Below are 23628 nucleotides of genomic sequence, written 5' to 3' on the forward strand. Positions count from 1 at the left end.
GTGACGATGCAGCGCGTCTTGATCTTCGGCATGGGCTACACCGCCTCGCGGCTGGCACACCGGTTGCGGGCGCTGGGCTATGAGGTGATCGGCACCCGCCGGGAAGCAGGAGATGGGGCGCTGGCATTTGACGATCGCCCCTCTGTGCTGGCCGCGCTGGAATCGGCGAGCTATGTCCTCTCTTCGGTTCCGCCAGCGAGCGATGACAGCGAACCGGTGCTTGAGCAATATGGCGAGGCGATAAGGGCCGCTTCGCTGCAATGGTGCGGCTATCTCTCCGCAACCGGCGTCTATGGCGATGTCGACGGCGCCTGGGTGGACGAAAGCGCGCCAACCGGCTCGGGTCGCCGCAAGGCGCGCAGCAAGGCCGACCAGCGCTGGCAAAGATTGCGCGATGATGTGCATGTTCTGCGCCTTCCGGGCATATATGGTCCGGGCCGCAGCCCACTGACCCGGGTGCGCAGCGGCAAGGCCCGGCGGGTCAATATGCCCGGACAGGTGTTCAGCCGTATCCATGTCGATGATATCGTCAGCGCGGCGATCGCCTCGTTCGACGGGCCGGCGGGCGTCTATAATATTTCCGATGACCTACCAGCGCCGCAACATGAAGTGATCGCTCATGCCGCGCGCCTGCTGGGCATGGATGTTCCGCCGCTGCTATCGCTGGAGGAGGCCAATCTGTCGCAGGCCGCGCTCGGTTTTTATGAAGAGAACCGCCGCGTTGCCAATGGCAAGACGAAGCGATTACTCGGCTGGCAACCGCAATATCCGGATTATAAAGCGGGGCTGCAGTCGCTGCTCGAGTGATGGTCAGGCCGCGATCCGCGGCGTCTTCGGCTTGCGCGCACGCAGCGCGACCAGCAATCCGGCCATCGCCAGAAGCGCGCCAACGGCGGGCAACCAGGTCCAGACATAATCCTCGAAAACCGTCGACAATATCATCGCCACCACCGGCACCAGCACGCTGGAATAGGCCGCCTTGCCCGGTCCTATTTCCCGGATCATCGCAAAATAGAGCGGGAAGGTCACGACCGAGCCAATCACGCCGAGATAGACGATCCCGCCCCAATAGGCGGCGCGCGTTTCATAGACCGGCGGACCAACGGTGACCCAGGACAACAGCACGTTGATCAGCGCCCCGAACAGCATCGCCCAGGCGAGGACGGTGATGATCGGATAGGATTTGAGCCGCTGGCCCGCCTGCATGACATTGGCAATCGAGGCCGACATGATTCCGCCGAAAGCCAGCGCCGCGCCGATCAGCACCTGTTCGAGGCTGGCAGGAGAAGCTCGATATTCGTGCCAGAACAAAAGCGCGATTCCGGCCGCGGCAATCGCTGATCCGCCGAGAAAGGGGCCGGATATCCTGTGGCCGAGGAAAATACGACCCATGATCGCGTTGGGGACCATCAGCAGCGCGAACAGGACCGCGACCAGCCCCGAGGTGATGAACAGCTCGGCATTGTAGACAAAGTTGAAATTGAACGTGAACTGGAACAGGCCGAGGATCAGCGCGAACAGATAGCCGGTACGATCGAGCCGGAATGACAGGCGCCTGTAGGCAACCAGCACGAACATCGCCGCAGCCGCGATCAGGAAGCGGTAGCTCACCGACCATCCGGGTGGCACTTCGGAAATCTGGTCCTTGATCACCAGCCAGGTCGATCCCCAGATCAGCGAGACCAGCAGGAACGGAACCAAAATTCGGGGAGCGAGCAGGCTTGGTTCGCTCTCTTCACCTGTGTTCATAGGGATGCGATCGCTTCGGCCAGCGGGCGGATATTTTCCGCGCTCTGGTTCCAGCTGGTCACCAGCCGGGCCTGCCCCTCGCCCCAGTCGTAGAAATCAAATCCGGCGCCGCGCAGTTTCTCTGCTTCGTCTGCCGATAATCGGATAAAAATCTCGTTCGCTTCAACCGGGTAGAGCAGCCGGTCACCCGCGGCTTCGGCGATGATCTGCGCACCGGCGTTGGCCACCCCGGCGTTTTCGAGCCACAGGTCATCCTCCAGCATGGCCAATATCTGGGCCGCGAGAAACCGGCCCTTCGACTGCAAATGCCCAGCACGTTTGCGGCGATAATGGGTGTCGGCCGCCATTTCGCGATCGAAGAATATCAGCGCTTCAGCGCTCATGCCGCCATTTTTGACGAAACCGAAGCTGAACGCATCGACGCCAGCCTTCCAGGTCAGCTCGGCGGGCGAACAACCGAGCGTCGCCACCGCATTGGCAAAGCGCGCCCCGTCCATGTGCAGACCAAGCCCGCGCGCCTTGCAGACTTCGGCAAGTCCGGCGACCTCGTCCGGCCGGTAGACCAGACCATATTCGCTGGCGTTGGTGATCGAAACCGCCGCCGGCTGGACCTGATGGACATCGTCGCGGATCGCCCTGCAACAGGCTTCCACGCTTTCCGGCGACAGTTTGGCGCCCTCGCCGTCGAGCAGCATCAGCTTCGCCCCACCGGTAAAGAAACCGGGCGCGCCGGCCTCGTCTTGCTCGATATGCGCTTCGCGATGGCAGATCACGCCTTGGTGCGGCTGGCACATCGCGGCGAGCGCCAGCGAATTGGCCGCCGTGCCGGTCGCCACCCAAAGCGCCTCGACCTCGGTTTCAAACAAATCGGAAAAGACGGCATTCAGCCGCCCGCTCAGGGCATCGCCATCATAGGCCGTATCCTGCCCATTGGCGGCGGCGAGCGCTTCCAGAACTTTCGGGTGCACCGGCGCGGCATTATCAGAGAAAAATCGCATCGCCAGCGCATGGCTCACGGGCTCTGACGCGTCAAGACGGGATGGTGGACAGGATAGGATTCGAACCTATGTACGCTTACGCGGGCAGATTTACAGTCTGCTGCCTTTAACCACTCGGCCACCTGTCCATATGGGTACCCAAGGCCGCCATCGGCGACAAGAGCGGCTCAATGACGAAGGGATGGCAAACTGTCAATGCCTGCCCTTTGAAATTTGCAGAAAAAAAGGCTGTCGGCAGCAGCCATAGCGTCTAGAGAGCCAATATGGCACGCAAGAACAGATCTATTAAGAAAACCGGCGGTGGTCTCAAATTCTGGGGACGGCACGCGGTCGAAGCCGCGCTCGACAATCCGAGACGGGTGATCAAGAAAATCTCGATCACCCGCGAGGCCTTGGCAACGCTGGAGATTCCCGACGATATCCCAGTGGTTATCAGCGATGTCGCCGATCTCGGCCGGGTGATTCCGCGCGATGCGCCGCATCAGGGCATGGTCGCCGATGTCGACCCCCTGCCCGATATCTGGCTGGGCGACATTCTCGACCAGCTGAGCGACCGGCCGTTGCTGCTGCTTGATCAAGTGACCGATCCGCATAATGTCGGGGCGATATTGCGCTCCGCCGCGGCCTTTGACGCAGCGGCCATCATTACCCAGGACCGCCATGCGCCGCCCGAATCGGGCGTCGTGGCTAAATCCGCCTCCGGTGCGCTGGAAATTGTGCCGTGGATACGCGTGGTCAACCTGTCCCGCGCACTCGACGACATTGCCGAAGCCGGATACTGGCGAATCGGGCTCGACGGCGAGGCGGTCGACGAACTTGAACCGGCCATGGGGTCCGGCAAGATCGCGCTGGTCATGGGCGCGGAAGGCGAAGGCCTGCGGCAGAATGTTGCCGGCCATTGCGACACATTGGCCCGGCTGCCGATAAGCAGCAAGATGGAAAGCCTGAATGTTTCCAATGCCGCCGCGATTGCGCTATATGCTGAATATACAAGGAAAAAAGGGGAATAGTCGTGGGGAAATATAGCAAATGGCTGCTGGCTCTGGTCGCGCCGCTGCTATTGGCCGGCTGCTTGCTCATTCCGGGCAAATTCGAATCAGAACTCCGCCTGATGAACGACGGCACTTATAGCTTTGTCTATAACGGGCAGATGCAGCTCGCTGAAGGTGGTGATGATGCAATGTCTTCGCCGTCCGGCATCGCGGATGGCGAGCAGGCTGGAAGCGGTTCAAGCGAGGAAGACCAGAAAAACGCAGCGATGCGCTCGATTTTCGGAGGCGCGGTGCCCGGCGATGATGAAGGCCTGAAGCTTTTTGCCGCGAAGCTCGCCAAATATGATGGCTGGAACAAAGTCGAATATATCGGTGATAATATGTTCGAGGTCGAATATGCCATCAGCGGCAAATTCGACCGGATGCTTGCTTTTCCGACGATACCGGGGGCAACGATGCAATTTCCCTTCGTCCAGGTCATCAGGCGCAACAAGGGCGAACTCGAGATACTGACGCCGGCCATGGCAAGCGCTGGCGGACTGGTGGGCAATTTGCGCCCGCCTTCGCTGGGCGGTCCATCGGACGAATCAAAAGCGCAACTGATCGACGGAACCTTCACCATCGTCACCGATGGCACCGTGTTGTCCAACAATACCGAAGATGGCCTGACCGTCGATGGTTCCCTGAAAAACATGCACTGGAAGGTAAATGCGACGAGCGGCCCGGAAGGAAGCCCGCGCGCGATTGTCAAACTGGCCAACTAGATTTTGAACCAGACAAAAAAAGGGGCCGCTGAAAAGCGGCCCCTTTTTTTGCAATCGGTCAGAAGAAATCAGTCTTCTTCGGCGATCCGAACTTTCAGGCCATCGAGTTCGTCGGAGAGCTCAATCTGGCAGCTGAGCCGCGAGAACTCGTCACGATGGTCGCTGCTTTCCAGCAAATCATCTTCGTCTTCGCTCATTTCCGGCAATTTGGCCTTCCAGTCCGCATCGATGTGGACATGGCAGGTTGCGCAGGAGCAGCAGCCGCCGCACAGAGCAAGCAATTCGTCAAAGCCGTTGTCGCGGATCGCTTCCATGACGCTGACTCCGGCATCGACGGAAACTGCTTTTTCTTCGCCATCGCGGCCGGTTACGTGAATCGTTGGCATAGCTACCCCTTAGTGACTGTTCATTAAAAATCCCGCACGCTATGTCTGGACCTTCAAAAAGAATCAAGGGCCGAAACGAGGACCGATATTCGATGGGCCTATCAAAAGAAGGAATCAAAGCCGGGCTGGACCATGCCGCGGCCCTCGAGCCTAGGCTGGCAGCCGCCATCGAAACGTCCGGCTATCCCGAGCCGCGCATCCGGCCGGAAGGCTATGAAACATTGCTCCGCACCATCGTCGGCCAGCAGGTCAGCGTGGCTTCGGCGGCGGCGGTCTGGACCAGGCTGGAGGCACGACTGGGTGACGGTTGTTCTCCTGAAGCGCTGATTGCCACGGAATTTGACGAACTGCGCGCCTGCGGGCTTTCACGGCAGAAACAGGGCTATGCCAGAAGCCTTGCGGAGCTGATTCTCTCCGGCAGTGTGGATCTGGAAAATCTGCCAGAGGATGATGAAGAGGCGATCGCTCTGCTCACCCGAATCAAGGGCATTGGCCGCTGGTCGGCGGAAATCTATCTGCTGTTCGCGCAGGGCCGCCCGGACATCTGGCCGGCGGGCGATCTGGCGATACAGGTCGGTGTCGGGAATTTTCTCGACCTGCCGGAGCGGCCTTCGGAAAAAGAGCTGCGCGATATCGCGGAAAGCTGGTCCCCGCATCGCGGCGCCGTAGCGATCTTCACCTGGCACCATTATCATGTGATGGTGATGTAGCGGCTAGAGATCGACCGGATGATTCCACCAGGCGGCATCGGTGAACGCGCGCATGTCGAGCTCAAACGTCCAGGCCGAGCGGTGCTGGTGGGCGATATGGAAATAGGTGTCGGCAATTGCCGCCGGTTCCATGATCTCGTCCTTGCCATTGGCCTTGGCTTCCCGCAATTTGGCGAAACGCTCCGGCCCGAGCAGCTTGCCTAGCGTGTCCGGCGCATTGACTGCGCTATCGATCAATATATGCGCGACATGGATATTCTGCGGAGCGAACTCAGCGTTGAGCGACTGGCAGAGCATCCGCCGGCCACCCATCGCCGCCGCATGGCTATGCTGTCCGGCATTGCCGCGCATCGCCGAGGTCGCGGAGGTCACCAGTAGCGCCCCTCCCCCGCGTTCTACCATCTTCGGGAACAGCTTTTGCGCCACCCGGAACACGCCGAGCGCGCCCATCCGCCAGCCCAGTTCAAAGGTCTTCAGCGGCGTATCCGCCAGCGCCCGGTTGCCGATCTGCGCCCCGAGATTGTAAACCACCACATTGATCGGCCCAATATCGGCCTCGACATCGTCGATCAGCTTCTCGATCGCGCCCTCGTCCACCGCGTTGAGCAAATGGCCCGAGGCCTCGCCGCCTGACGCTTCAATTTCCCCGACCATCTTGTCGAGCCCATCCTGATCGCTGCGACGGCAGAGCGCGACATGATAGCCATCCTTTGCAAAACGCCGGCCGACATGGCCGCCTATACCGGCCCCTGCCCCGATTATCATGCAAACATCCGTCATAGTGCGCGCCTTGTCATTTGAGGAAAGGATTGAGCTTCATCACTTCTTCCATGAAGGACCGCGGCTTCTTCCAGTTGGCGGTTTTCAGATTGGTCTTGAGGTCGAGCGTCTGAATCACATCATTGATGAAATGCACGCAATTGCGCTTGTTAAGGCTGTAGCTTTTTTGTGGAATAGCCTGCCATTTCTGCACCACGGCCAAAAGGTCGCGATATTTCTTGTCGCTCACTTTCACGGTGAAATGCGGGTTGCTGCTGGCGACATAGTCGGCGGACGGAGCCTTCACATGGCCTTTGACCGAGCCGAACAAAATGCCCGGCGAGACATTGACCGCGGTGAAACCAAAGCCGGTATCGACCTTCTTGCCATCAGCCATTTCTCCCTTGGCGACAAAGAATGCATGCGGAAAATTCTTCCCGAAATCGTGCGAATAGAAAGTGACCGTCACTTCCGCGCGCGCCGTGACCGAGAAGCTTGCCATGAACAGCAGCGCGGCCAGACCGGCCATTCTCAACAGATTTGCAAAAGCAGATTTCACGTTCATTCCCTCAGTTTTTCGTTCAGCCAACGAGCGGCCTGCCGGGGGGTTTTCTTGTCCCCTTCGCGATCGACCATATAATTGGCCTCGCGCATATTATCCACAGTGATTGCGTCGATCAGCGGATTGATTGCGGCGACAAATTTCTGATCACCGGCCCGGGCAGGCGCCAGCAACAGGATCGCTTCATAAGCTGGCACCGCGCCCTTCGGGTCTGCAAGCACGACCAGTCCGTTGGCCGCGATCCGTCCGTCGGAGGAAAAAGCGGAAATCACGTCTACCTCGCCGCTGACGAGCGCCGGATACATGAATGTCGGACTGAAAGAGCGGGCATTCTTGAAGCGGATCGGATACGCGTCGCGCACCATTTGCCATTCCGGCCGTTCGAGAAATTCGACATCGGTGCCGAAATTGAAATCGCTCGACACCCGCGCCAGATCGTCGAGGGTGCGCAGCGACTTTGCCCGGGCGTCTTCCGGCCGGACGGCGAATGCATAGGTATTTTCAAAGCCCAGTGCGCCAAGCATTTTCACCCCGTGACTGTGACTGCTCCATTGCGCGATCGCTTCGAGCATCTCCGCTTTCGGAAGGTTGTCGCTGCGCTGCATCTGGTTCGTCCAGATCGTGCCGGAATAATCGACATAGACATCGACATCGCCCTCCGACAAAGCCTGATAGACCACTGCCGATCCCAACCCGTCGCGATAACGCACGGCATAGCCAGCTTCTTCCAGACGCGAGCCGATCAGCCGCGCCAATATATATTGTTCGGAAAAGCCCTTGGCCCCGATCACCACAATATTGTCGCGGGCGATCATCAGCGGCAGCGTCGCGACCAGCAGCCCCGCGGCGATCATCGCCAGCCCGGCCCATGCCCATATCCGGCGCCGTTCGCGGATGCCTCGCTCGATCAGTCCGAGCAGCAGGTCGACCGAAATAGCCAGAGCTGCGGAGAACAGGCAACCGGCCAGTACCAGGGTCCAGTTCTGCGTCTGCAATCCGGCAAAGATCAGATCGCCCAGGCTGGGCTGGCCAACGGTGGTGGACAGCGTCGCTGCGCCGATGGTCCAGACCGCGGCGGTGCGGATACCGGCCATGATCGTGGGCGCGGCCAGTGGCGCTTCGACATAATATAATTTCTGGCTGCCGGTCATGCCGAGACCGTCTGCGGCCTCCTGCGCCGCCGGGTCGACACCGGTCAATCCGGTCACAGCATTGCGCAGGATCGGGAGCAGCGCGTAAAGGGTGAGCGCGAGCAGCGCCGGAAGGAAGCCGAAAGCGGAGATGCCGTCGCCAATCAAGGCCGACACCCCGAGCAGCAGCGGATAGAATAGCGCCAGCAACGCCAGTCCCGGGATCGTCTGGATCAGGCTGGCAATGGTCAGCGTGACGGCAGCCACTCTTGGCGAGCGCGCGGCCCATATTGCCAGGGGCAGACAGATAAGCATCGCCAGAGCCAGCGCCGAGACACTGATCTGCACATGGGCTGCGAGCAATTCCGGCACCCGGGACAGGGCCTGTTGCCAAGCCTCGGTCATGATTTATTGCCCAGTGCGATCAGATGGGCGGCCTGCGCGCGGGGAATGGCGACCAGCGCCTCGGCTTCCTCGCCAACATTGCCGGACACCAGCTCGGCGGGGGTCGCATCGGCCCTGATCCGGCCGGCCTCCATCACGAGGATGCGGTCAGCGAGGTAGAGCGCTTCGGCCATATCATGGGTGACGATGATCGTGGTCAGCCCGAGACGCTGGTGCAGCGCCTTATATTGATCGGTCAGACTGTCGCGGGTCACCGGGTCAAGCGCGCCGAAGGGTTCGTCCATCAGCATCAGTCCGGGCCGGGTCGCCAGAGCCCGCGCCACACCCACGCGCTGCTGCTGGCCGCCACTCAGCTGGTCCGGCATGCGCGAGGCCATCTCCTGCGGCAGCTCCACGAGTTCGAGCAGTTCGGCAATCCGCTCTCTCCTGCCCTCTGTCTCGCCCGCTAGTTCCAGCCCGATGGCGATATTGCGGGCGATCGTCATATGCGGAAACAGGCCAATATTCTGGAATACATAGCCGATGCGGCGACGCAAGATATGGGGGTCGACCGAGTCGACGGGATCGGCGCCGATGATAATCTCTCCACCGTCCGGCTCGACCAGCCGGTTCATCATCTTCAGTAGGGTCGATTTTCCCGAACCGGACAAGCCGACCAGGGCAACCATGCTGCCCGCGGCAATTTCCAGCGAAACCCCGTCAACAGCGCACACCTTCCCGTAATGGCGACTGATATTTTTCAGCCGGATGGAAGGACCGGAGACAGGCATAGGCCGATATAGTGACGCGCTTTGCCGCGCATGTCCAACTTCACTTGACGTTCGCGTCAAAAACCGCTCGAATGAACATCAATGTTAATAACGACGTGGGAGCGGATTCATGGGCTATCAAACTGGGCAAAAGACGATCTTCATCACCGGCGGCGCCTCCGGCCTTGGTCGCGAAGTCGGTCGCTATTTCGCCGAGCGGGGCTGGTTTGTCGGAATTGCCGATATCAATGACGCAGGCATGGCCGAAACGGCAGCGCTCCTCCCCGAAGGACAAAGCTCGACCCACAAGCTGGACGTCACCGATCGCGCGCAATGGAAGCAGGCGGTTGCCGAATTTGGCGCGATTACCGGTGGCCGGATGAATGTCCTGTTCAACAATGCCGGCATTGGCGAAGGCGGCCCGATCGAGCAGATGCCGGACGAAGATATCGATCTGATGATCGCGATCAACCTGACCGGCGTCATCAGCGGGACACGTGCCTGTTTCGAGATGCTCAAGAACACCCCGGACAGCTGCATTCTCTACACCGCCTCGGCAGCCGGCATCTACGGTGTCGCGGATCTGAGCGTCTATAGCGCAACCAAGTTTGCAGTGCGCGGGCTGGCTGAATCGCACGATATCGAATTGCGCAAACATGGCATAAAATCCCGGTCGCTGATGCCGGGCTTTGTCGACACCAATATCATCTCGAACGTCGTTGAAGGCACCAATCAGACCGGCAAGGAACGGCTGGAAGAGGCCGGCGTGATGGTCAGCCCCGTTTCGATCATCGGTCCGGCAGCCTGGGAGGCCGTGCACGGCGAAAAGGTCCATACGCCGGTCAACAAAATGGCCAAGCAACTGGCCTTTGCCGCACGCTGGATGCCGGGACGTTTGCGCAAGCAGCAGGCCCAGCTCGCCGACATGGGGGATGTGCTTGCCGGAGCGGAATCCAAAAACTAGAGCATTTTTTCGATCGTCCGGGCCAGTTCGCCATCGCGCTGCGACAATCCGCCATTGTTGCCCGCATCATGTGTCGTGAGCAGGATATCGACCCGGTTATAGACATTGAACCATTCGGGATGGTGATCGGCCTTTTCCGCGTGCAGGGCAACGCGGGTCATGAAAGCAAAGGCCTCGGTGAAATCGGCAAATTTAAACGAACGGCTGATCGCATCGCGTTCCTCGTCATATTGCCAGTCCGACAGCTCGGCGAGCAGCGCCTCGCGCTCGTCTTCAGTCAGTTGCGCCACCATAATTATCGCTCCTTGCTTGGCTTTCTTACCAATTCATGTCTTAAGTCTGTGCAATGAGCAAGAGCCAGTCAACCGGAAGCAATAATCGTCTGGTCGCCGAGTCCCTCGACTGTGTGCGCGGCGAGCGCACATTGTTTCGCAATCTGAATTTCACGCTGGAACCGGGCCAGGCAGGATTGTTGACCGGCCCCAATGGTGTCGGCAAATCGAGCCTGTTGCGACTGCTCGCCGGGCTGCTAGAGCCAGTGGCAGGAATCTGCAATGCGCCGGAGACCAAAGCCCTGTGCGACGACCGGCTGGCGCTGGATGAACATTTGCCGCTCGAGCAGGCGCTTGGCTTCTGGGCGAAACTGGACGGCAAGGACAGGGCAGCTACGGCAGGGGCGATGGAGCGCGCTGGCCTAAGCCATCTGGCGGAAGTGCCGGTGCGCTATTTTTCAACCGGACAGAGGCAGAGAGCGCGGCTGGCGCGCACCTATCTGGCGGATGCGAAACTATGGCTGCTCGACGAACCGGCCAATGGACTCGATACCGCTTCGGTAGAGCAGCTCGGACGGGTGCTGCAAAGCCATCTTGACCATGATGGGATCATTCTCGCGGCCAGCCATATCCCTTTGCCGATTGCCTTCGATTGCACGCTGGCGCTCGAGCCACTGGAAGCACTGGAGGCATATTCGTGACCGGCAGCATCGCCTCGATCATTTGGCGCGATGTCCGGCAGAGCTACGCCAGCGGCGGGACCTGGCTGCCGGTGATATTCTATCTCTCGGCCGCGACGCTATTTCCCTTCGCCGTCGGCCCGGACCGCGCATTGCTGCTGCAGACCGGCGGCGGGATATTGTGGATCGCCGCCTTGCTGGCGACCCTGTTACCGCTCGACCGGCTGATCCAGCCCGATCTGGAAAATGGCGTCTATGACCAAATGATTGTACGCGGCCTGTCCGACGAGATGATCGCTGCCGCGCGGCTGATCTCGCACTGGCTGGCTTTCGGCCCACCGCTGCTGCTCGCCGCTTTTCTGGCCAGCGGATTGATGGGGCTGGAGGGGCCCGCTCTCGGTACATTGCTGGCGAGCCTCGCAATTGCGACACCGGCTCTTGCCGGTCTGGCCGTGATGATCGCTGCGCTGACCGCCGGGCTGAAAGGCGCGGGCGCGCTGGGTGGGCTGCTGCTGGTACCGCTGGCAATTCCGCTGCTGATCTTCGGTGCGGGCAGTCTTTCCGCGCAAGGCACCAGCGCTTTGCTGTTTTTGTCCGCTATCTCGTTATTGCTGGTCGCGATCACACCGCTTGCCGCCGGAGCGGCGCTACGAGCGGTTCGCGAATAAGGCGCGGGAACTCTTTATATCTGGTGGATTTGCATCCAGGCATCGACGGCTTTTCTGGCCCTTTCCCGTTTTTGCGCTGCGGTCAGCTTGATATTCTCGCCATAGCGGAGAAACAGATCGATCCGCCCCATCACCAGGCTGACGAACATTTCCGCCGAGGAGGTCAGGTCGTTGCTCTGGATTTCGCCTTTTTCCTGCGAAATTTTGAGCAAATTGACGATATTTTGCAATATCGTGCGGGGACCGTTGTCGAGAAAAAACTGGCCAATTCTGGGGTCCCGGTCAACTTCTGCAGCCAGAACACGGTCGAAGCGAACCTTCTCCTCTTTCGTCAGCGAATCCAACATGCGCTCGGCCACAGCAATCAGGGTTTCGCGCAGGCTGCGGGTCTTCGAATTCTCGCCGACCAGACTCTCACTCATATGGCGACATTCCGCCTTTACCACTTCTGCAAACAGATTTTCCTTGGTGCTGAACCAGTTGTAAACGGTCACTTTCGAAACTTCGGCGAGCGCTGCAATCGATTCGATGCTCGCTCCGGAAAAGCCGTTGGCAAAAAATTCCGTGCGCGCAGCAGTGAGGATCTTGGCAATTTTACGCTGGCTTGAGGGCCGATCCGCGCGCTCTTTTACAATATCCGTGCTTTCCACGGCCGTTTCCTTCCATATTCGACGCGACTAATATAATGAACGATAGCGTTCAAATTAAACGTTGACGTTCATTTTCGTTGATGACATATTATCGAGGCTTGGTAAAGTCCAAGCTGGTCAAACCCCGGATGTCTCCTTGAAGAATCGATTCACCAATTCCCGATTCATGCTGGTTGCGTTATTCTTCGCGACCAATGGCTGCGTAAGCATGGCCCCCGAATCGACGGCGCCTGACATCAGCGCCGCCATGCCTGTAGCTTTTGACCAGAGCGAATCCGGCACCCCCTATGAGTCCGCCCGCTGGTGGGCTTCCTTCGAGGACCCGGTACTCGACAATCTGCTGGACCAAGCGCTGAGCAGGAATCTCGATCTGGCGGAAGCATCGGCCAGATTGCGCGCCGCCGAAGCGCGGGCGCGTATCTCGAAAAGCGGCCTGTTCCCGCAGATCAGTGCCGGACTGGACAGCAGCTATTCGGATTCGCCGACGGCCGGCACCAGCTTTGGCGCGATCGCCGGCGGCGCGCGGCTGCAGAGCGAAACCTATTCATCCAGCCTCGCCTTTTCCTATGAACTGGATATCTGGGGCAAACTGCGCAATGATGCGCGGGCCGGCCGCGCCGATGCCATCGCCTCGGCCGCCGATTTGCAGGCCGCGCGTCTGGCGGTCATGGCGGAAGTCATTACCAGCTATTTTGACATTGTCGACGCGCGCCACCAGATTGCGCTGACCACCCGGATTATCGATGTACTCGGCGACCGGGTCGAACAGAGCGAAAACCGCTACAGCCGCGGCCTGATCACCTCCTTCGAACTCTATCAGGTGCGACAGGACTTCCGCAATGTGCAGGCCGGTCTGCCGCAGCGGGAAAGCCAGCTGGCCGCGACCGAGGGACAGCTGGCCGTGTTGGTCGGCCGGTATTCCAATGATATGGATGACCTCATCGGCCGGAATCTGACTCCCAAACTGGCTTTCGATCCGGTCCCCGCAGGCCTGCCAATCGACCTGCTGGCCCAGCGGCCGGATGTTTTTGCAGAGAGCCAGCGGCTCGAGGCAGCACGGTATAATCTGGGCGCGCGGCGGGCGGAACTTTTTCCCGCGCTCAGCCTTTCCGCCGGCACCGGCAGCCAGGCCGGATCGCCACCTGGGGTGCTCGACATATTCGACAAATGGGTACTGAATCTCGGAGCCGGCCTGACCGCTCCGCTGTTTCAGGGTGGGCGGATACGGGCCAATATCGAGATAGCAGATGCAGAATATGCGCAGCAGACAGCGGTTTATGCCCGCACGGTTCTGACCGCCTATCAGGAAGTTACCACAGCGATCGAACGTTATGAGGAAGAACGGCAGCGTTACCGTTTCCTGTTCTCCCAACGCGACGAGGCCGAGGCCGCTGCCGCTCTGCAATCCCGCCGCTTTGCCACCGGTGTCGGCAGCTATGTCGACTATCTCGATGCGTTGCGGGCGCAATTTCAGGTGGAATCATCGCTTTCGTCCGCAGCGCGTGACGTGGCACTGGCGCGGCTTGGCATACACCGGGCGCTAGGCGGCAGCTGGGACGATACACCGCCGGCACCGGATATCATGGCCGAACCTCCAGCCATTGAGGGAGAAAATTAAGTGCAAAGGCAACGCGTAGTCGGCGGCCTGATCCTGCTCGGAGCGATTCTGATCGCCGCGGTCCTGATCCTGCTCCGTTCCGAACCGGCAGAAAAGCCGCCGGAGGATCTCGTTCCGCTGGTACAGGCCGAAAAGCTGGAAATCCGTTCGGGTAATCTGATGGTCAGGGGCGCGGGTACCGTCCGTGCCCGGGAAGAGCTGACTCTGGCCTCTGAGGTCGCCGGCAAGCTGGTCTATGTCAATCCTGACCTGCGGGAAGGCCAGCGCATCGCCCGCGGCGCGGTGCTGTTTCGCATCGATACATCGGACTACCGCAACGCGGTGCAGACCGCGCAGGCCGATGTTGCATCCCAAGGCATCTCCGTCCTGCAGGCGCAAGAGGAAGTCGCACTCGCCAAAGCCGAGCTCGACCGTTTCCAGCGGCGCGCTGTCAGTGGCGGCAATGCTTATGCCAGCGTCGACAAAAGCGACTATGCAGCCAGAATTCTGCCCCCGGATGCACTGGCGCAAAAAGCGGCTGATGACGGACCGCCGGCCCGCCAGAATATTGCTACCAACAGTTTGGCGACAAGAAAGCCGCAACTACAGTCCGCGCGGGCCGGTCTGCGAAGGGCACAGGCCAATTTGGCCAATGCGCAGACAGCCCTGCGCCGCACCGTGGTGCGCGCGCCATTTTCCGGCATCGTCCGCACTGAGGACATCGCGGTGGGCAGTTATGTACAGCCCGGCCAGGCGCTGGGATCACTGGTAGGAACCGCCGATTATGAAGCGGTGATCCCGCTTTCCGAACAGGATGCAGCGCTCATTCCGCAATTGTTCCGTGCAGGTTCCGGAAACCGGATCCAGGCCTCGATATATTCCGACTATGGCGGGATCCGCTATCGTTGGCCCGCCTATGTCGACCGTGTCAACGGCGTGCTCAATCCGCAGACCCGTACGATCGACGTCTATTTGCGCATTCCCAACCCGTTGCGGGGCGGCGCACCGGCGGCGGTTGCGGAAAATAGCGGGAAGTCGGCCACGGCATCTTCCGCACCGCCCCTGTTCGTCGGCAGTTTTGTCGAAACAGAAATCAACGGCCGGGCGCTGGAAGAATATGCCGTGCTGCCGCTGGCCGCCCTGCAAGCGGACAATCAGGTCTGGCTGGTGCGGGACGGAAAATTGCATATCGTCACGGTGGAAATCTATCAGCGAACCGAAACAAGCGCGCTGATCAGCACGCGTGGTCTGGGTCCCGATCCGGTTGCCGTAACCGGCAATCTGAAGGTTGCGACGGAAGGCCTGCGCGTCAGGATTGCCGGGGCGCAGACAACCGCCACCGCAGCGAAACCGAAGGCCGAAGCGGTTAAATGACAGAACCATCCAGCCCGGATCTGCCGCAGGCGGAACAGCCGAGCAAGGAAGTCTTGCAGCAAGGCGGCGTTGTCGCGTTCATGGCGCGCAACGGCGTTGCGGCCAATCTGCTGATGATATTTCTGTTCGTGGCCGGCATCGCCTCCTACCGTACGATCGTCCAGGAGGTGTTTGCGGAGAACAGCCTCGACACGATTCAGGTCAGCGTGGCCTATCCCGGTGCCACGCCCGACGAGGTCGAGGAGTCGATTGTCCAGAAAATCGAGGAAGCGGTCGAAGCGGTTGAAAATGTCAAAGAGATCAAATCCAGTGCGGCCGAAAATATCGGAACGGTTTCGATCGAACTGGAACTGGGCACGGATATCGACCGGGCGCTTGATGACATCAAAGCCGAAATTGATCAGATCCAGTCTTTCCCCGACGATGCCGAAGAACCCAGCGTTCGCGAATTGACCACGCGGCAGAGCGTCGTGCGCATCGCCATTTTCGGTGACGTGTCGGAAAGCGCGCTGAAGGAAACCGCCTACCGGCTCGAGGACTCTCTCGCCGCACTGCCGGAAATCTCCTTCGTCGACACCAGCTCCATCCGCGATTACGAAGTGTCGATCGAAGTGCCCCAGGACACGCTGCAGGCCTTTGGCCTCTCGCTCAATGACATCTCGCGCACCGTTGCCGCCAGTAGCCTGGACAGCCCCGCCGGCTCGATCGACACCGACAGTGAAGAAGTGCGCGTGCGCACCATCGGACAGAATTACAACCAGCAGAATTTCGAGGATATCGTGCTGGTCAGCAATGAAAATGGCGCGATGGTCCGGCTCGGACAGATTGCCAATATCCGCGACGAATTCGAGGATTCTGCCCTTATCTCCCTGTATAACGGCAAACCTGTAGCCTTCGTCGAGGTGTTCCGCACCAGTGACGAGCGCGTCCTTGATGTCTCCCGTGCCACTCGGGAATATCTTGAGGGCCCCTTTGCCCATTCGCTGCCCGAGGGCATTTCCTACGCGATCTGGAGCGACGATAGCGAACTGCTGAATGACCGGCTGACCCTGCTGCTGGAAAATGCGGCTATCGGCCTGTTCCTGGTGCTGATCGCACTCACGTTGTTCCTCGACATCCGGCTCGCGGCCTGGACGGCGCTCGGCATAGGCGTAACATTTGTCGGTGCGATCTTCCTGCTCGATCTGGCCGGATCGAGCATCAACATGTTCTCCCTGTTCGGCTTCATCCTCGCCCTGGGACTGGTGGTTGACGATGCCATTGTCGTTGGCGAGAGCGTCTATGCCCGCCGGGAAGCAGGGCGCACCGGAATGGGCGCGGCGGTAACCGGTGCGCGACGGGTCACCATGCCGGTAATCTTCGCTGTGCTGACAACGGTCGCTGCCTTTTCACCGCTGTTTGCGGTCGGTGGCATCATGGGCAAGATATTGGCCGACATCCCTCTTGTTGTGGTCTCGGTTCTCTTTCTCTCGCTGGTTGAAAGCCTGCTGATCCTGCCCAATCACCTCAGCCATTTGCCGCCTCCCGGAGCGCCGACGCGCAATCCCGTCACTCGGTTTTTCGAACGGGTGCAGGCCAGCGTCGACGTGCAATATCAGCGGTTTGTTGACGGACCGCTCGACCGGGCTGTGCGCTATGCGGTGCGCATGCCGTTCATCATTTTGGCCGGCAGCGTCGCCCTGCTGATCCTGGTTGGATCGCTGGTCCCGGCCGGTATCATCAAAAACTCCTTCTTTCCCGCAATCGAGGCCGATGTCGTCACGGCCAGTCTCGAAATGCCGACCGGTACGACGATAGCCGAGACCGAAAAAATGGCGCGGTTTATCGAGGAGATGGGACGCGAAACCTACGCCCGGTTCGAAAAGGAAAAGAAAAAGGATGAACCGTCCCCGTTGCGCGGCATATTCACGCTGGTCGGGCAGGAGCCGCGCGGCACGGGCCCCAATGCCCAGGAGGGCAGTTTTGCCACCAATATTGCCAGCATCCAGTTCAGCTTCATTCCCGGTGACCAGCGCTCTCTGGCATCGCGGGATTTTGAAAATGCCTGGCGCGAAAATGTCGGACCAATTGTCGAAGCGCGCTCGCTGGTTTTCGCTTCCGACCTGATATCGATCGGCGCACCGGTGGACGTGCAACTGTCCGATCCCGATCCGGCGGTGGTGGAAGCCGCGTCGACCAAACTCATGGCGAGACTGAACCGCTTCGCCGGCGTGTTCGATATCGAGAGCGACCAGGATCAGGGCCTGAAGGAAATCCAGCTTCGGCTGAAACCGGAAGCCAGGTCTCTCGGCGTCACCCTGCAGGACGTCGCGCTTCAGGTCCGCGCCGCTTTCTTCGGCAGCGAAGCGCTGCGCGTACAGCGGGGCCAGGAAGATATGCGTGTCTATATCCGTCTGCCGGAAGAAGAGCGCAATTCCATCATCGACGTCGAACGCTTTCGCGTGCGCGTTCCGGGCGGCGAAGTTCCGCTCGCCACATTGGCCGACGTATCTTTTGGTCAGGCTCCCGCCATCATCCGTCGGACCGACGGCAGACGGATCACCACTGTGACCGCCGATATCGACACCAATATCGTCACCAGTCAGGAAATCGCCGAGGCGCTGACCGACGAAATCATGCCCGCGTTGCAGGCGGATTATCCGCAGCTGCTCTACAGCTTTGGCGGCGAACAGCAGGAACAGGCCGATAGCTTCGGCGATCTCGGGATCGCTTTCGCCGCTGCTTTGCTGATGATCTATGCGCTGCTCGCGATACCGTTCCGATCTTATGTGCAGCCGCTGATCATCATGACGGTGATCCCTTTCGGAATCATCGGCGCACTGATCGGGCACCTGCTTCTCGGCCTGCCGATCGGCGTGCTGAGCATGTTTGGCATGATCGCCCTCTCGGGCGTGATCGTCAACGGCTCTCTGATTCTGATCGACTTTATCAACGAAAATCTGCGCGACGGCATGGCGATTGAAGACGCTATACTCGCCGGCGCCAAATCGCGCTTCCGGCCGATCATGCTGACATCGCTGACCACCTTCCTCGGTGTTGCTCCGATTACCTTCGAGACCAGCCTGCAAGCACAGTTCCTGATCCCGATGTCGGCCAGCCTGGGCTTCGGCGTATTGTTTGGCGCGATCATCCTGCAATTGCTGATCCCTGCCCTGACCATATTGGAATATAAGGGCAAGCGACGCGCGATAGAATATTGGAACGGTCTGTTTTCGACCGCTGCTCCGACCTGACGATAGCAGCGCGATGCCGGGCGTTTTGCGGGAGAAACGGCCAATGGCGTAACGGGTACCGGCCCCTTCCCCGATGCCGCCTTTCCCGGTGAACCAAAATATACCCCCCCCCCCCAGAGAATCAACGGAACATGACAATATGGCACGACCCGAACCGAGAATATTGAAGGTAATCGACAGCATGCGCCTCACCCCCAATATGCACCGGGTGATACTGGGCGGCGACGGGCTGGCCGGATTTCCGGCCGAGCGGAGCGGCGGCTATGTCAAGCTGATGCTGCCCGACGCCGGCGGCGGCCGCCCCCTGATGCGGACCTATAGCATCCGCAGCCAATCGGAAACAGGAATAGCGATCGATTTTGCCCTGCACGGACCGGATGAGGATTCCGGGCCTGCGACAAGCTGGGCCCTCGAGGCGCAGGCGGGCGACCTGATCAGACTTGGCGGTCCCGGCGATGCCAAGCCGTTGCCGACAGGGCGCGGACCGTTTCTGCTGGTCGGCGACATGACGGCGCTGCCAGCCATATCGGTGAATCTGGAAGGTCTGCCCGCCGATGCGACCGGAGATGCAATCCTGCTTGTCCGCGACGAAGAAGACAAGCAGACTCTGGCCAAGCCTGACGGCGTGACGGTCCACTGGCTGGTCGACGCCGAACTGGGCGCGCATCCCGCGCTGCTAGCCGATGCCGCGCGGCAATTGCCGGCGGTGGAGGAGCTGGCCTACGCCTGGGTTGCCTGCGAATTCGAGGCGATGAAGCTGCTGCGTCAATTTCTGCGCGTCGAGCAGGGGTTTGGGCCGGACCGCCTCTATATTTCAAGCTACTGGAAGCGCGGCCTGATCGAGGACGACCACAAGCAGGTCAAGCGCGCCGACGCCGAGGCCGGCGGCTGATTATCGCACGGACCGGTTTCGCTCGGGCAAGGGATGTTCGCGGTAGAATTCCACCTGCATTTTCACCGGCCCGGACAGCCGGACAAAATGCGGCTCTCCGGGCGGGATCGGTGCGGGCTTGTCGATGGTAACCACGTGCCGAGAGGGTGGATCGACGAAAACCAGTTCGACCGTCCCTTCCAGCACCCGCAACAGGCCCCATGTCCCCTGCTTGGTGCTATGCTCGTTGCGCAGCTTGTCCGGCAGGCTATTCTCGTCGAATATCGGAGAAGCGCCATAGGGGACCGCGGCCGCCGGTCCGCCGGCCATCAGGCCAGCCCCCGGAGGACGGCAAGAGCGCCGGCGAAGACCGTTGGCAAAACCGGTAGGGACGACGTCTCTATGCCCGCGTTGATTTCCGCGCTGCCCGCCTGTCCGGTTGCGCTTTCAAAATCCATCAGCATGATTGCTTCTCCTTCGCTCGCGAAACGCCCGCCAGGCCGTCCCGCTGAACCTTGATCCCGGTGAGCAGGCTGACCGCGATCCGTTCCGCCGCTTCGCGAAAGACCTGAGCGGCCGCATCATTCGGCGCGATGCTGTCCAGCGTCCTGTTCCACAGCACCAGCCAGCGGTTGAAATGCCGGTCATCAAGGCCACCAATTGCAATATGCTTGAGCATGGGATTGCCGCGAAACCGGCCCGACTCCAGCGTGACCGATGCCCAGAAATCCTTCATCCTGGCGAGATGCGGCGGCCAGTCCGTAACATGGGCTTCAAATATCGGACCGAGCAGCGCATCATCGCGGATCGCGCGATAGAATGTCTCCACCAGATCGGAGATCAGCACGTCGTCAATTTCCAGCGCATGGGCCTGGGCCATTTTCTTCGCTCTCGCGCGTTCCGCATAGCTGGCTTCGGTCATCGTCTCGACTTTCTTAAGATGTATTCCATATGCACCGTTTATCCCGCTTGGCATCTAAATGCAATATATGATATACATCTTTTATGAGATTGTCCGTTCAAACCGACTATGCGCTGCGCACATTGATGTATCTGGCGGCGCACGAAGGCCACCATTCGATCGCCGAAATCGCCCGGCGATATGGAATTTCGAAAAACCATCTGATGAAAGTGGCGCAGCGGCTGGCGACAGAGGGCTTCGTCGACAGCGTGAAGGGGCGGAACGGCGGCCTGTTACTCCACCAGCCGGCCGAGAGCATCAATGTCGGCCATGTCGTTCGCACGTTCGAGGACCATGGTGCCTTCGTGCAATGCTTTGATGCAGGGGACGGCGACTGCGTGGTCACACCTGTCTGCGGCCTGCGCCACATACTGGCCGACGGCATCGAGGCCTTTCTTCGGCATCTCGACGGCTTTACCCTCGCCGACCTGGTCGGCGACAAGGCGCGATTCCTTTCCGTCTGGCAATGACCGTTCCGGTCACGGGCCGGTCAGGAAATTTTCAATATGCTGGGCGATTGCCGGAAAAATCTGTATCAGACCTCCCATGTCCAATTCAAACGCACTTCTGGTCGCCTTGCGGCAGATCAACCGGGCAATCGACTTGCAGTCCAAGAAACTGGAGCGGGAAACCGGCCAGACAACGCCTCAGCTTCTGCTATTAAAGGCGCTGGAAAAGGACGGCCGTGCAAAACCGTCGGTCATCGCCAAATCGGTGCACCTGTCGCATGCCACGGTGACGTCGATCGTCGACCGGCTGGAGAAATCCGGGATGGTCATCCGCGAACGCAGCGAAGACGACCGGCGCTCGGTGGAAATCGTACTGACCGACAAGGGCCGCACATGCATCGAAAACGCGCCGGAACTGCTGCAGGAAGATTTCCTGGTGGCTCTGTCGAAACTGGAACCGTGGGAGCAGAATCTGCTGATCTCCTCGGTTCAGCGCATCGCTGTAATGATGGACGCGAACCAGATTGAATCCGCCCCGATCCTCGAGATTGGCGAAATCTAGCTCTGCGGGATGACGTCGGTCATGACTTCATCTGCCGGCAGGTCCCACGTCAGATGGCGATCATCCAGCACAACCATATTCTTGTCGGTGATCAGCGTACCCAGGGTTTTATAACCCAGCAGCTGCATCGCTGACAAAGCCGGATTGCGCGCCAGGGCCATGGTTTCGTCGGACGAGAAATTTGTCAGGCCACGGGCCAGCTCGTCACCGGACTCCCCGTAGATATGGATGACATCGCCTTTGACATAAGGGCCGTGAATGGACAGGACATCCTCCCGTCCGATATTCCGTCGTCCGGATTTGAACGCTTCCGCTGTCGTTTCGTTGACCACAATACTGCCCGCCATTTGCAGACGGTCGGACAGCCAGTTTGCCCAGGCGGACTCGGGCCGCTCGTTGGCCAGAATACGCGTATGCTTTCTCTCGTCTTTCAGAACCGAGGTTACCGGATGTTCGTGTTCCCCATGGGCAATACGTGTGTCGCAACCGGCATTTTGCGCCATATGGGCCGCCTGTATCTTGGTCAGCATGCCACCGCTGCCGAGGCTACTGACGCCTTCTGTCACCGCCAGATAGGGCGAAACATCGGCGACCTCCTCGACCAGTCGGGCGCCCGGTTCCGAAGGGTCCTTGTCGTACAGACCGTCAACCTGTGTCAGAATGATCAGTTCGTCCGCCTGCAGCATTTGTGCGATTTTCGCTGACAGGCGGTCATTGTCGCCAACACGGATTTCTTCCGTGGTGATCGTGTCATTCTCGTTGATGATCGGCATGATGTCGGCATCCAGCAGCCGGTCGACCGTATTCTTGGTGTTCAGGAACCGCTTGCGGTCTTCCAGATCGCGCAAGGTCACCAGTACCTGCGCTATTTCGAAGCTATATTCGTGGGCCACCTGCTTGTAGGCATTGAGCAATAGCGGCATGCCACAGGCTGCTGCCGCCTGCTTGTCGCGCAGACCGGCCGTTTCCGGCCGCTCGCCGATCATGTTCATGCCCAGCGCGACGGATCCGGACGAACATAATATGACTTTCGCGCCACCTTCCCGCAGCCGGGCGATATCCTCGAGCAGATTGTGCATGACAGCCCAGCGCGGCGTGAGCCTCTGCTCATTGGCAAGCAGACTGGAGCCGATTTTCACTACGATTGTTTTGCCTTGAACCATGTAACGTGATGCCCTTATTACTCAGCGATGGAAGTAGGGATTGAAGCTGACCAGTGCAATAATTTAGTGATCAAAATATTTAAATTTGCATGAAATCCCCATAATATAAGCATTTGTTGACATATCTAATTTGAATACTAAGCATATCGCAGACCCCCCTGACACCTGAAAACAAGAGATTGAATTGACAAAAATATTGCTCCTAGGATGCGGAAACATGGGCGGTGCGCTGCTCAAGGCATGGGCCGCCAACACAGATCATGACTTTACCGTGGCCGATCCGGCCGGTCCCGATCTGCCGGACGGCGTGACGCTGGTCGGTTCGGTGGCCGAATTGGGCGAACAGCATTTTGACTATCTCATCGTTGCACTGAAACCGCAGCTGATCGACGACGTGCTGCCCGATTATCTGCCAAGGCTGAAACCGTCAGGCACGATCAGCTCGATCGCCGCGGGATATTCGGCGGCGAAGCTGGCCGCCCATGCACCGGGGCGCTCGGTTATCCGGATCATGCCGAACTTGCCCGCCGTCATCGGAAAAGGTGTCAGCGGCCTCTATGCCCATGGCTCCGTACCGGAAGCGGCATCCAGCCAGATCGAGCAGCTTGCCTCATGTTCCGGCGATATCGTCTGGGTCGACAGCGAGGATATGCTGGATCGCCTGACCGCGGTGGCCGGGAGCGGTCCCGGCTATGTGTTCGAGATTTTGCGCGCCTATGTCGAAGCCGCCGAACAGCTGGGTTTCAGTGGAGAAGATGCCAGAAATCTGGTGCTGGGGACGGTCCGCGGGACGCTGGAACTGGCCCTGGACTCCGACCTGTCGCTCGAGCAATTGCGCAACAATGTCACCAGCAAGGGTGGCACCACGGCCGCCGGGCTTAACGCGCTAAACGGCCAGAACGAATTTTCCGCGCTGATCCGCGGGACGCTTGAGGCCGCTTACGGGCGAGCGGTCGAACTTCGCTAGAAATATAGCGGGC

Annotated in this window: 27 protein-coding genes and 1 tRNA gene; 14 read left to right on the forward strand and 14 right to left on the reverse strand. The window is 59.8% G+C overall.

All coding sequences use genetic code 11. From position 1 onward, the window contains the following. Positions 1–6: 6 nt before the first annotated feature. Positions 7–807 (forward strand): SDR family oxidoreductase, encoded by an 801-nt coding sequence (locus ACHZCJ_RS07440; protein WP_321325223.1) that lies wholly within the window; start codon positions 7–9, stop codon positions 805–807. Between the two features lie 3 nt (positions 808–810). On the opposite strand, the gene ACHZCJ_RS07445 is transcribed toward ACHZCJ_RS07440, so the two are convergent. From ACHZCJ_RS07445 to ACHZCJ_RS07455, 3 genes are all read right to left on the reverse strand, one after another. Continuing rightward, positions 811–1749, reverse strand: coding sequence for a DMT family transporter (locus ACHZCJ_RS07445; protein WP_321325225.1), 939 nt, complete (start codon positions 1747–1749; stop codon positions 811–813). Continuing rightward, positions 1746–2747, reverse strand: a complete 1002-nt coding sequence (locus tag ACHZCJ_RS07450) for a low specificity L-threonine aldolase (RefSeq protein ID WP_321325227.1) — start codon at positions 2745–2747, stop codon at positions 1746–1748. Before ACHZCJ_RS07450 ends, ACHZCJ_RS07445 begins: the two co-directional genes overlap by 4 nt. A 42-nt stretch (positions 2748–2789) precedes the next feature. Beyond that, positions 2790–2875, reverse strand: a tRNA-Tyr gene (locus ACHZCJ_RS07455). 135 nt (positions 2876–3010) lie between these two features. Here ACHZCJ_RS07455 and rlmB point away from each other — a divergent pair. After that, a complete protein-coding gene (gene rlmB, locus ACHZCJ_RS07460; protein ID WP_321325228.1) occupies positions 3011–3757 on the forward strand; it encodes a 23S rRNA (guanosine(2251)-2'-O)-methyltransferase RlmB in 747 nt (248 codons plus the stop codon). Positions 3758–3759: 2 nt separating this feature from the next. Then, the gene (locus ACHZCJ_RS07465) at positions 3760–4503 is read left to right on the forward strand and encodes a hypothetical protein (protein WP_321325230.1); all 744 of its coding nucleotides are present in this window, start codon (positions 3760–3762) and stop codon (positions 4501–4503) included. Positions 4504–4571: 68 nt separating this feature from the next. Here the strand turns inward: ACHZCJ_RS07465 and ACHZCJ_RS07470 are convergent, their stop codons facing one another. Further along, entirely contained in the window at positions 4572–4889 is a 318-nt protein-coding gene (locus tag ACHZCJ_RS07470) for a 2Fe-2S iron-sulfur cluster-binding protein (protein ID WP_159640125.1), read from the reverse strand. Positions 4890–4981: 92 nt separating this feature from the next. On the opposite strand from ACHZCJ_RS07470, the gene ACHZCJ_RS07475 reads away from it, so the two are divergent. Continuing rightward, on the forward strand, positions 4982–5599 hold the full coding sequence (locus ACHZCJ_RS07475) for a DNA-3-methyladenine glycosylase (protein WP_321325232.1): 618 nt from the start codon (positions 4982–4984) through the stop codon (positions 5597–5599). Between the two features lie 3 nt (positions 5600–5602). Here the strand turns inward: ACHZCJ_RS07475 and ACHZCJ_RS07480 are convergent, their stop codons facing one another. The 4 genes from ACHZCJ_RS07480 to ACHZCJ_RS07495 are packed head-to-tail and all read right to left on the reverse strand — an operon-like array spanning position 5603 to position 9225. Then, entirely contained in the window at positions 5603–6364 is a 762-nt protein-coding gene (locus ACHZCJ_RS07480; protein WP_321325234.1) for an SDR family NAD(P)-dependent oxidoreductase, read from the reverse strand. Between the two features lie 28 nt (positions 6365–6392). Continuing rightward, a complete protein-coding gene (locus ACHZCJ_RS07485; RefSeq protein ID WP_236553739.1) occupies positions 6393–6917 on the reverse strand; it encodes a hypothetical protein in 525 nt (174 codons plus the stop codon). 2 nt (positions 6918–6919) lie between these two features. Then, on the reverse strand, positions 6920–8455 hold the full coding sequence (locus tag ACHZCJ_RS07490; protein ID WP_321325238.1) for an ABC transporter permease/substrate-binding protein: 1536 nt from the start codon (positions 8453–8455) through the stop codon (positions 6920–6922). Further along, the gene (locus ACHZCJ_RS07495) at positions 8452–9225 is read right to left on the reverse strand and encodes an ABC transporter ATP-binding protein (RefSeq protein ID WP_321325239.1); all 774 of its coding nucleotides are present in this window, start codon (positions 9223–9225) and stop codon (positions 8452–8454) included. The genes ACHZCJ_RS07490 and ACHZCJ_RS07495 overlap by 4 nt, the downstream gene beginning before the upstream one ends. Before the next feature lie 109 nt (positions 9226–9334). Here ACHZCJ_RS07495 and ACHZCJ_RS07500 point away from each other — a divergent pair, with 109 nt between their 5' ends. Next, on the forward strand, positions 9335–10168 hold the full coding sequence (locus tag ACHZCJ_RS07500) for an SDR family oxidoreductase (RefSeq protein ID WP_321325241.1): 834 nt from the start codon (positions 9335–9337) through the stop codon (positions 10166–10168). Here ACHZCJ_RS07500 and ACHZCJ_RS07505 read toward each other — a convergent pair. Beyond that, positions 10165–10464, reverse strand: a complete 300-nt coding sequence (locus ACHZCJ_RS07505) for a 4a-hydroxytetrahydrobiopterin dehydratase (RefSeq protein WP_159647816.1) — start codon at positions 10462–10464, stop codon at positions 10165–10167. The two genes, ACHZCJ_RS07500 and ACHZCJ_RS07505, sit on opposite strands and share 4 nt — an antisense overlap. A 50-nt stretch (positions 10465–10514) precedes the next feature. Between ACHZCJ_RS07505 and ccmA the strand changes: the two genes are divergently transcribed. After that, the gene (gene ccmA, locus ACHZCJ_RS07510; RefSeq protein ID WP_321325243.1) at positions 10515–11141 is read left to right on the forward strand and encodes a heme ABC exporter ATP-binding protein CcmA; all 627 of its coding nucleotides are present in this window, start codon (positions 10515–10517) and stop codon (positions 11139–11141) included. Then, positions 11138–11788, forward strand: a complete 651-nt coding sequence (locus ACHZCJ_RS07515) for a heme exporter protein CcmB (protein WP_159640104.1) — start codon at positions 11138–11140, stop codon at positions 11786–11788. Before ccmA ends, ACHZCJ_RS07515 begins: the two co-directional genes overlap by 4 nt. A 14-nt stretch (positions 11789–11802) precedes the next feature. On the opposite strand, the gene ACHZCJ_RS07520 is transcribed toward ACHZCJ_RS07515, so the two are convergent. Beyond that, positions 11803–12438 (reverse strand): TetR/AcrR family transcriptional regulator, encoded by a 636-nt coding sequence (locus ACHZCJ_RS07520; protein WP_321325246.1) that lies wholly within the window; start codon positions 12436–12438, stop codon positions 11803–11805. Positions 12439–12574: 136 nt separating this feature from the next. On the opposite strand from ACHZCJ_RS07520, the gene ACHZCJ_RS07525 reads away from it, so the two are divergent. The 4 genes from ACHZCJ_RS07525 to ACHZCJ_RS07540 all read left to right on the forward strand — a co-directional run bounded on the left by ACHZCJ_RS07525 (position 12575) and on the right by ACHZCJ_RS07540 (position 19534). Beyond that, the gene (locus ACHZCJ_RS07525) at positions 12575–14056 is read left to right on the forward strand and encodes a TolC family protein (RefSeq protein WP_321325248.1); all 1482 of its coding nucleotides are present in this window, start codon (positions 12575–12577) and stop codon (positions 14054–14056) included. Then, positions 14057–15409 carry an HlyD family efflux transporter periplasmic adaptor subunit gene (locus tag ACHZCJ_RS07530; protein ID WP_321325249.1) on the forward strand — a complete coding sequence of 451 codons (1353 nt, stop codon included), beginning with the start codon at positions 14057–14059 and terminating at the stop codon, positions 15407–15409. Further along, positions 15406–18642 carry an efflux RND transporter permease subunit gene (locus ACHZCJ_RS07535; RefSeq protein WP_321325250.1) on the forward strand — a complete coding sequence of 1079 codons (3237 nt, stop codon included), beginning with the start codon at positions 15406–15408 and terminating at the stop codon, positions 18640–18642. Before ACHZCJ_RS07530 ends, ACHZCJ_RS07535 begins: the two co-directional genes overlap by 4 nt. Before the next feature lie 139 nt (positions 18643–18781). Then, positions 18782–19534: a siderophore-interacting protein gene (locus ACHZCJ_RS07540; protein ID WP_321325252.1), complete on the forward strand. Its 753-nt coding sequence runs from the start codon at positions 18782–18784 to the stop codon at positions 19532–19534. Here ACHZCJ_RS07540 and ACHZCJ_RS07545 read toward each other — a convergent pair whose 3' ends face one another. Genes ACHZCJ_RS07545 through ACHZCJ_RS07555 form a run of 3 tightly spaced genes read right to left on the reverse strand, consistent with a single transcriptional unit; the run spans position 19535 to position 20435 of the window. Beyond that, entirely contained in the window at positions 19535–19843 is a 309-nt protein-coding gene (locus ACHZCJ_RS07545; RefSeq protein WP_321325254.1) for a DUF1971 domain-containing protein, read from the reverse strand. Beyond that, the gene (locus ACHZCJ_RS07550) at positions 19843–19977 is read right to left on the reverse strand and encodes a hypothetical protein (protein ID WP_321325256.1); all 135 of its coding nucleotides are present in this window, start codon (positions 19975–19977) and stop codon (positions 19843–19845) included. The genes ACHZCJ_RS07545 and ACHZCJ_RS07550 overlap by 1 nt, the downstream gene beginning before the upstream one ends. Then, positions 19971–20435, reverse strand: a complete 465-nt coding sequence (locus tag ACHZCJ_RS07555) for a group III truncated hemoglobin (protein ID WP_321325258.1) — start codon at positions 20433–20435, stop codon at positions 19971–19973. The genes ACHZCJ_RS07550 and ACHZCJ_RS07555 overlap by 7 nt, the downstream gene beginning before the upstream one ends. Before the next feature lie 83 nt (positions 20436–20518). Between ACHZCJ_RS07555 and ACHZCJ_RS07560 the strand changes: the two genes are divergently transcribed. After that, positions 20519–20944: an Rrf2 family transcriptional regulator gene (locus ACHZCJ_RS07560; protein ID WP_321325260.1), complete on the forward strand. Its 426-nt coding sequence runs from the start codon at positions 20519–20521 to the stop codon at positions 20942–20944. A gap of 76 nt (positions 20945–21020) precedes the next feature. Beyond that, positions 21021–21485, forward strand: a complete 465-nt coding sequence (locus tag ACHZCJ_RS07565) for a MarR family winged helix-turn-helix transcriptional regulator (RefSeq protein ID WP_159640083.1) — start codon at positions 21021–21023, stop codon at positions 21483–21485. On the opposite strand, the gene proB is transcribed toward ACHZCJ_RS07565, so the two are convergent. Beyond that, on the reverse strand, positions 21482–22648 hold the full coding sequence (gene proB / locus ACHZCJ_RS07570) for a glutamate 5-kinase (RefSeq protein WP_321325264.1): 1167 nt from the start codon (positions 22646–22648) through the stop codon (positions 21482–21484). The two genes, ACHZCJ_RS07565 and proB, sit on opposite strands and share 4 nt — an antisense overlap. Positions 22649–22844: 196 nt before the next feature. On the opposite strand from proB, the gene ACHZCJ_RS07575 reads away from it, so the two are divergent. Beyond that, positions 22845–23615 carry a pyrroline-5-carboxylate reductase gene (locus ACHZCJ_RS07575; RefSeq protein WP_324292268.1) on the forward strand — a complete coding sequence of 257 codons (771 nt, stop codon included), beginning with the start codon at positions 22845–22847 and terminating at the stop codon, positions 23613–23615. Positions 23616–23628: the final 13 nt, after the last annotated feature.

It is taken from the genome of uncultured Parasphingorhabdus sp. (assembly GCF_963677535.2).
In the GTDB taxonomy this organism is placed as follows: domain Bacteria; phylum Pseudomonadota; class Alphaproteobacteria; order Sphingomonadales; family Sphingomonadaceae; genus Parasphingorhabdus.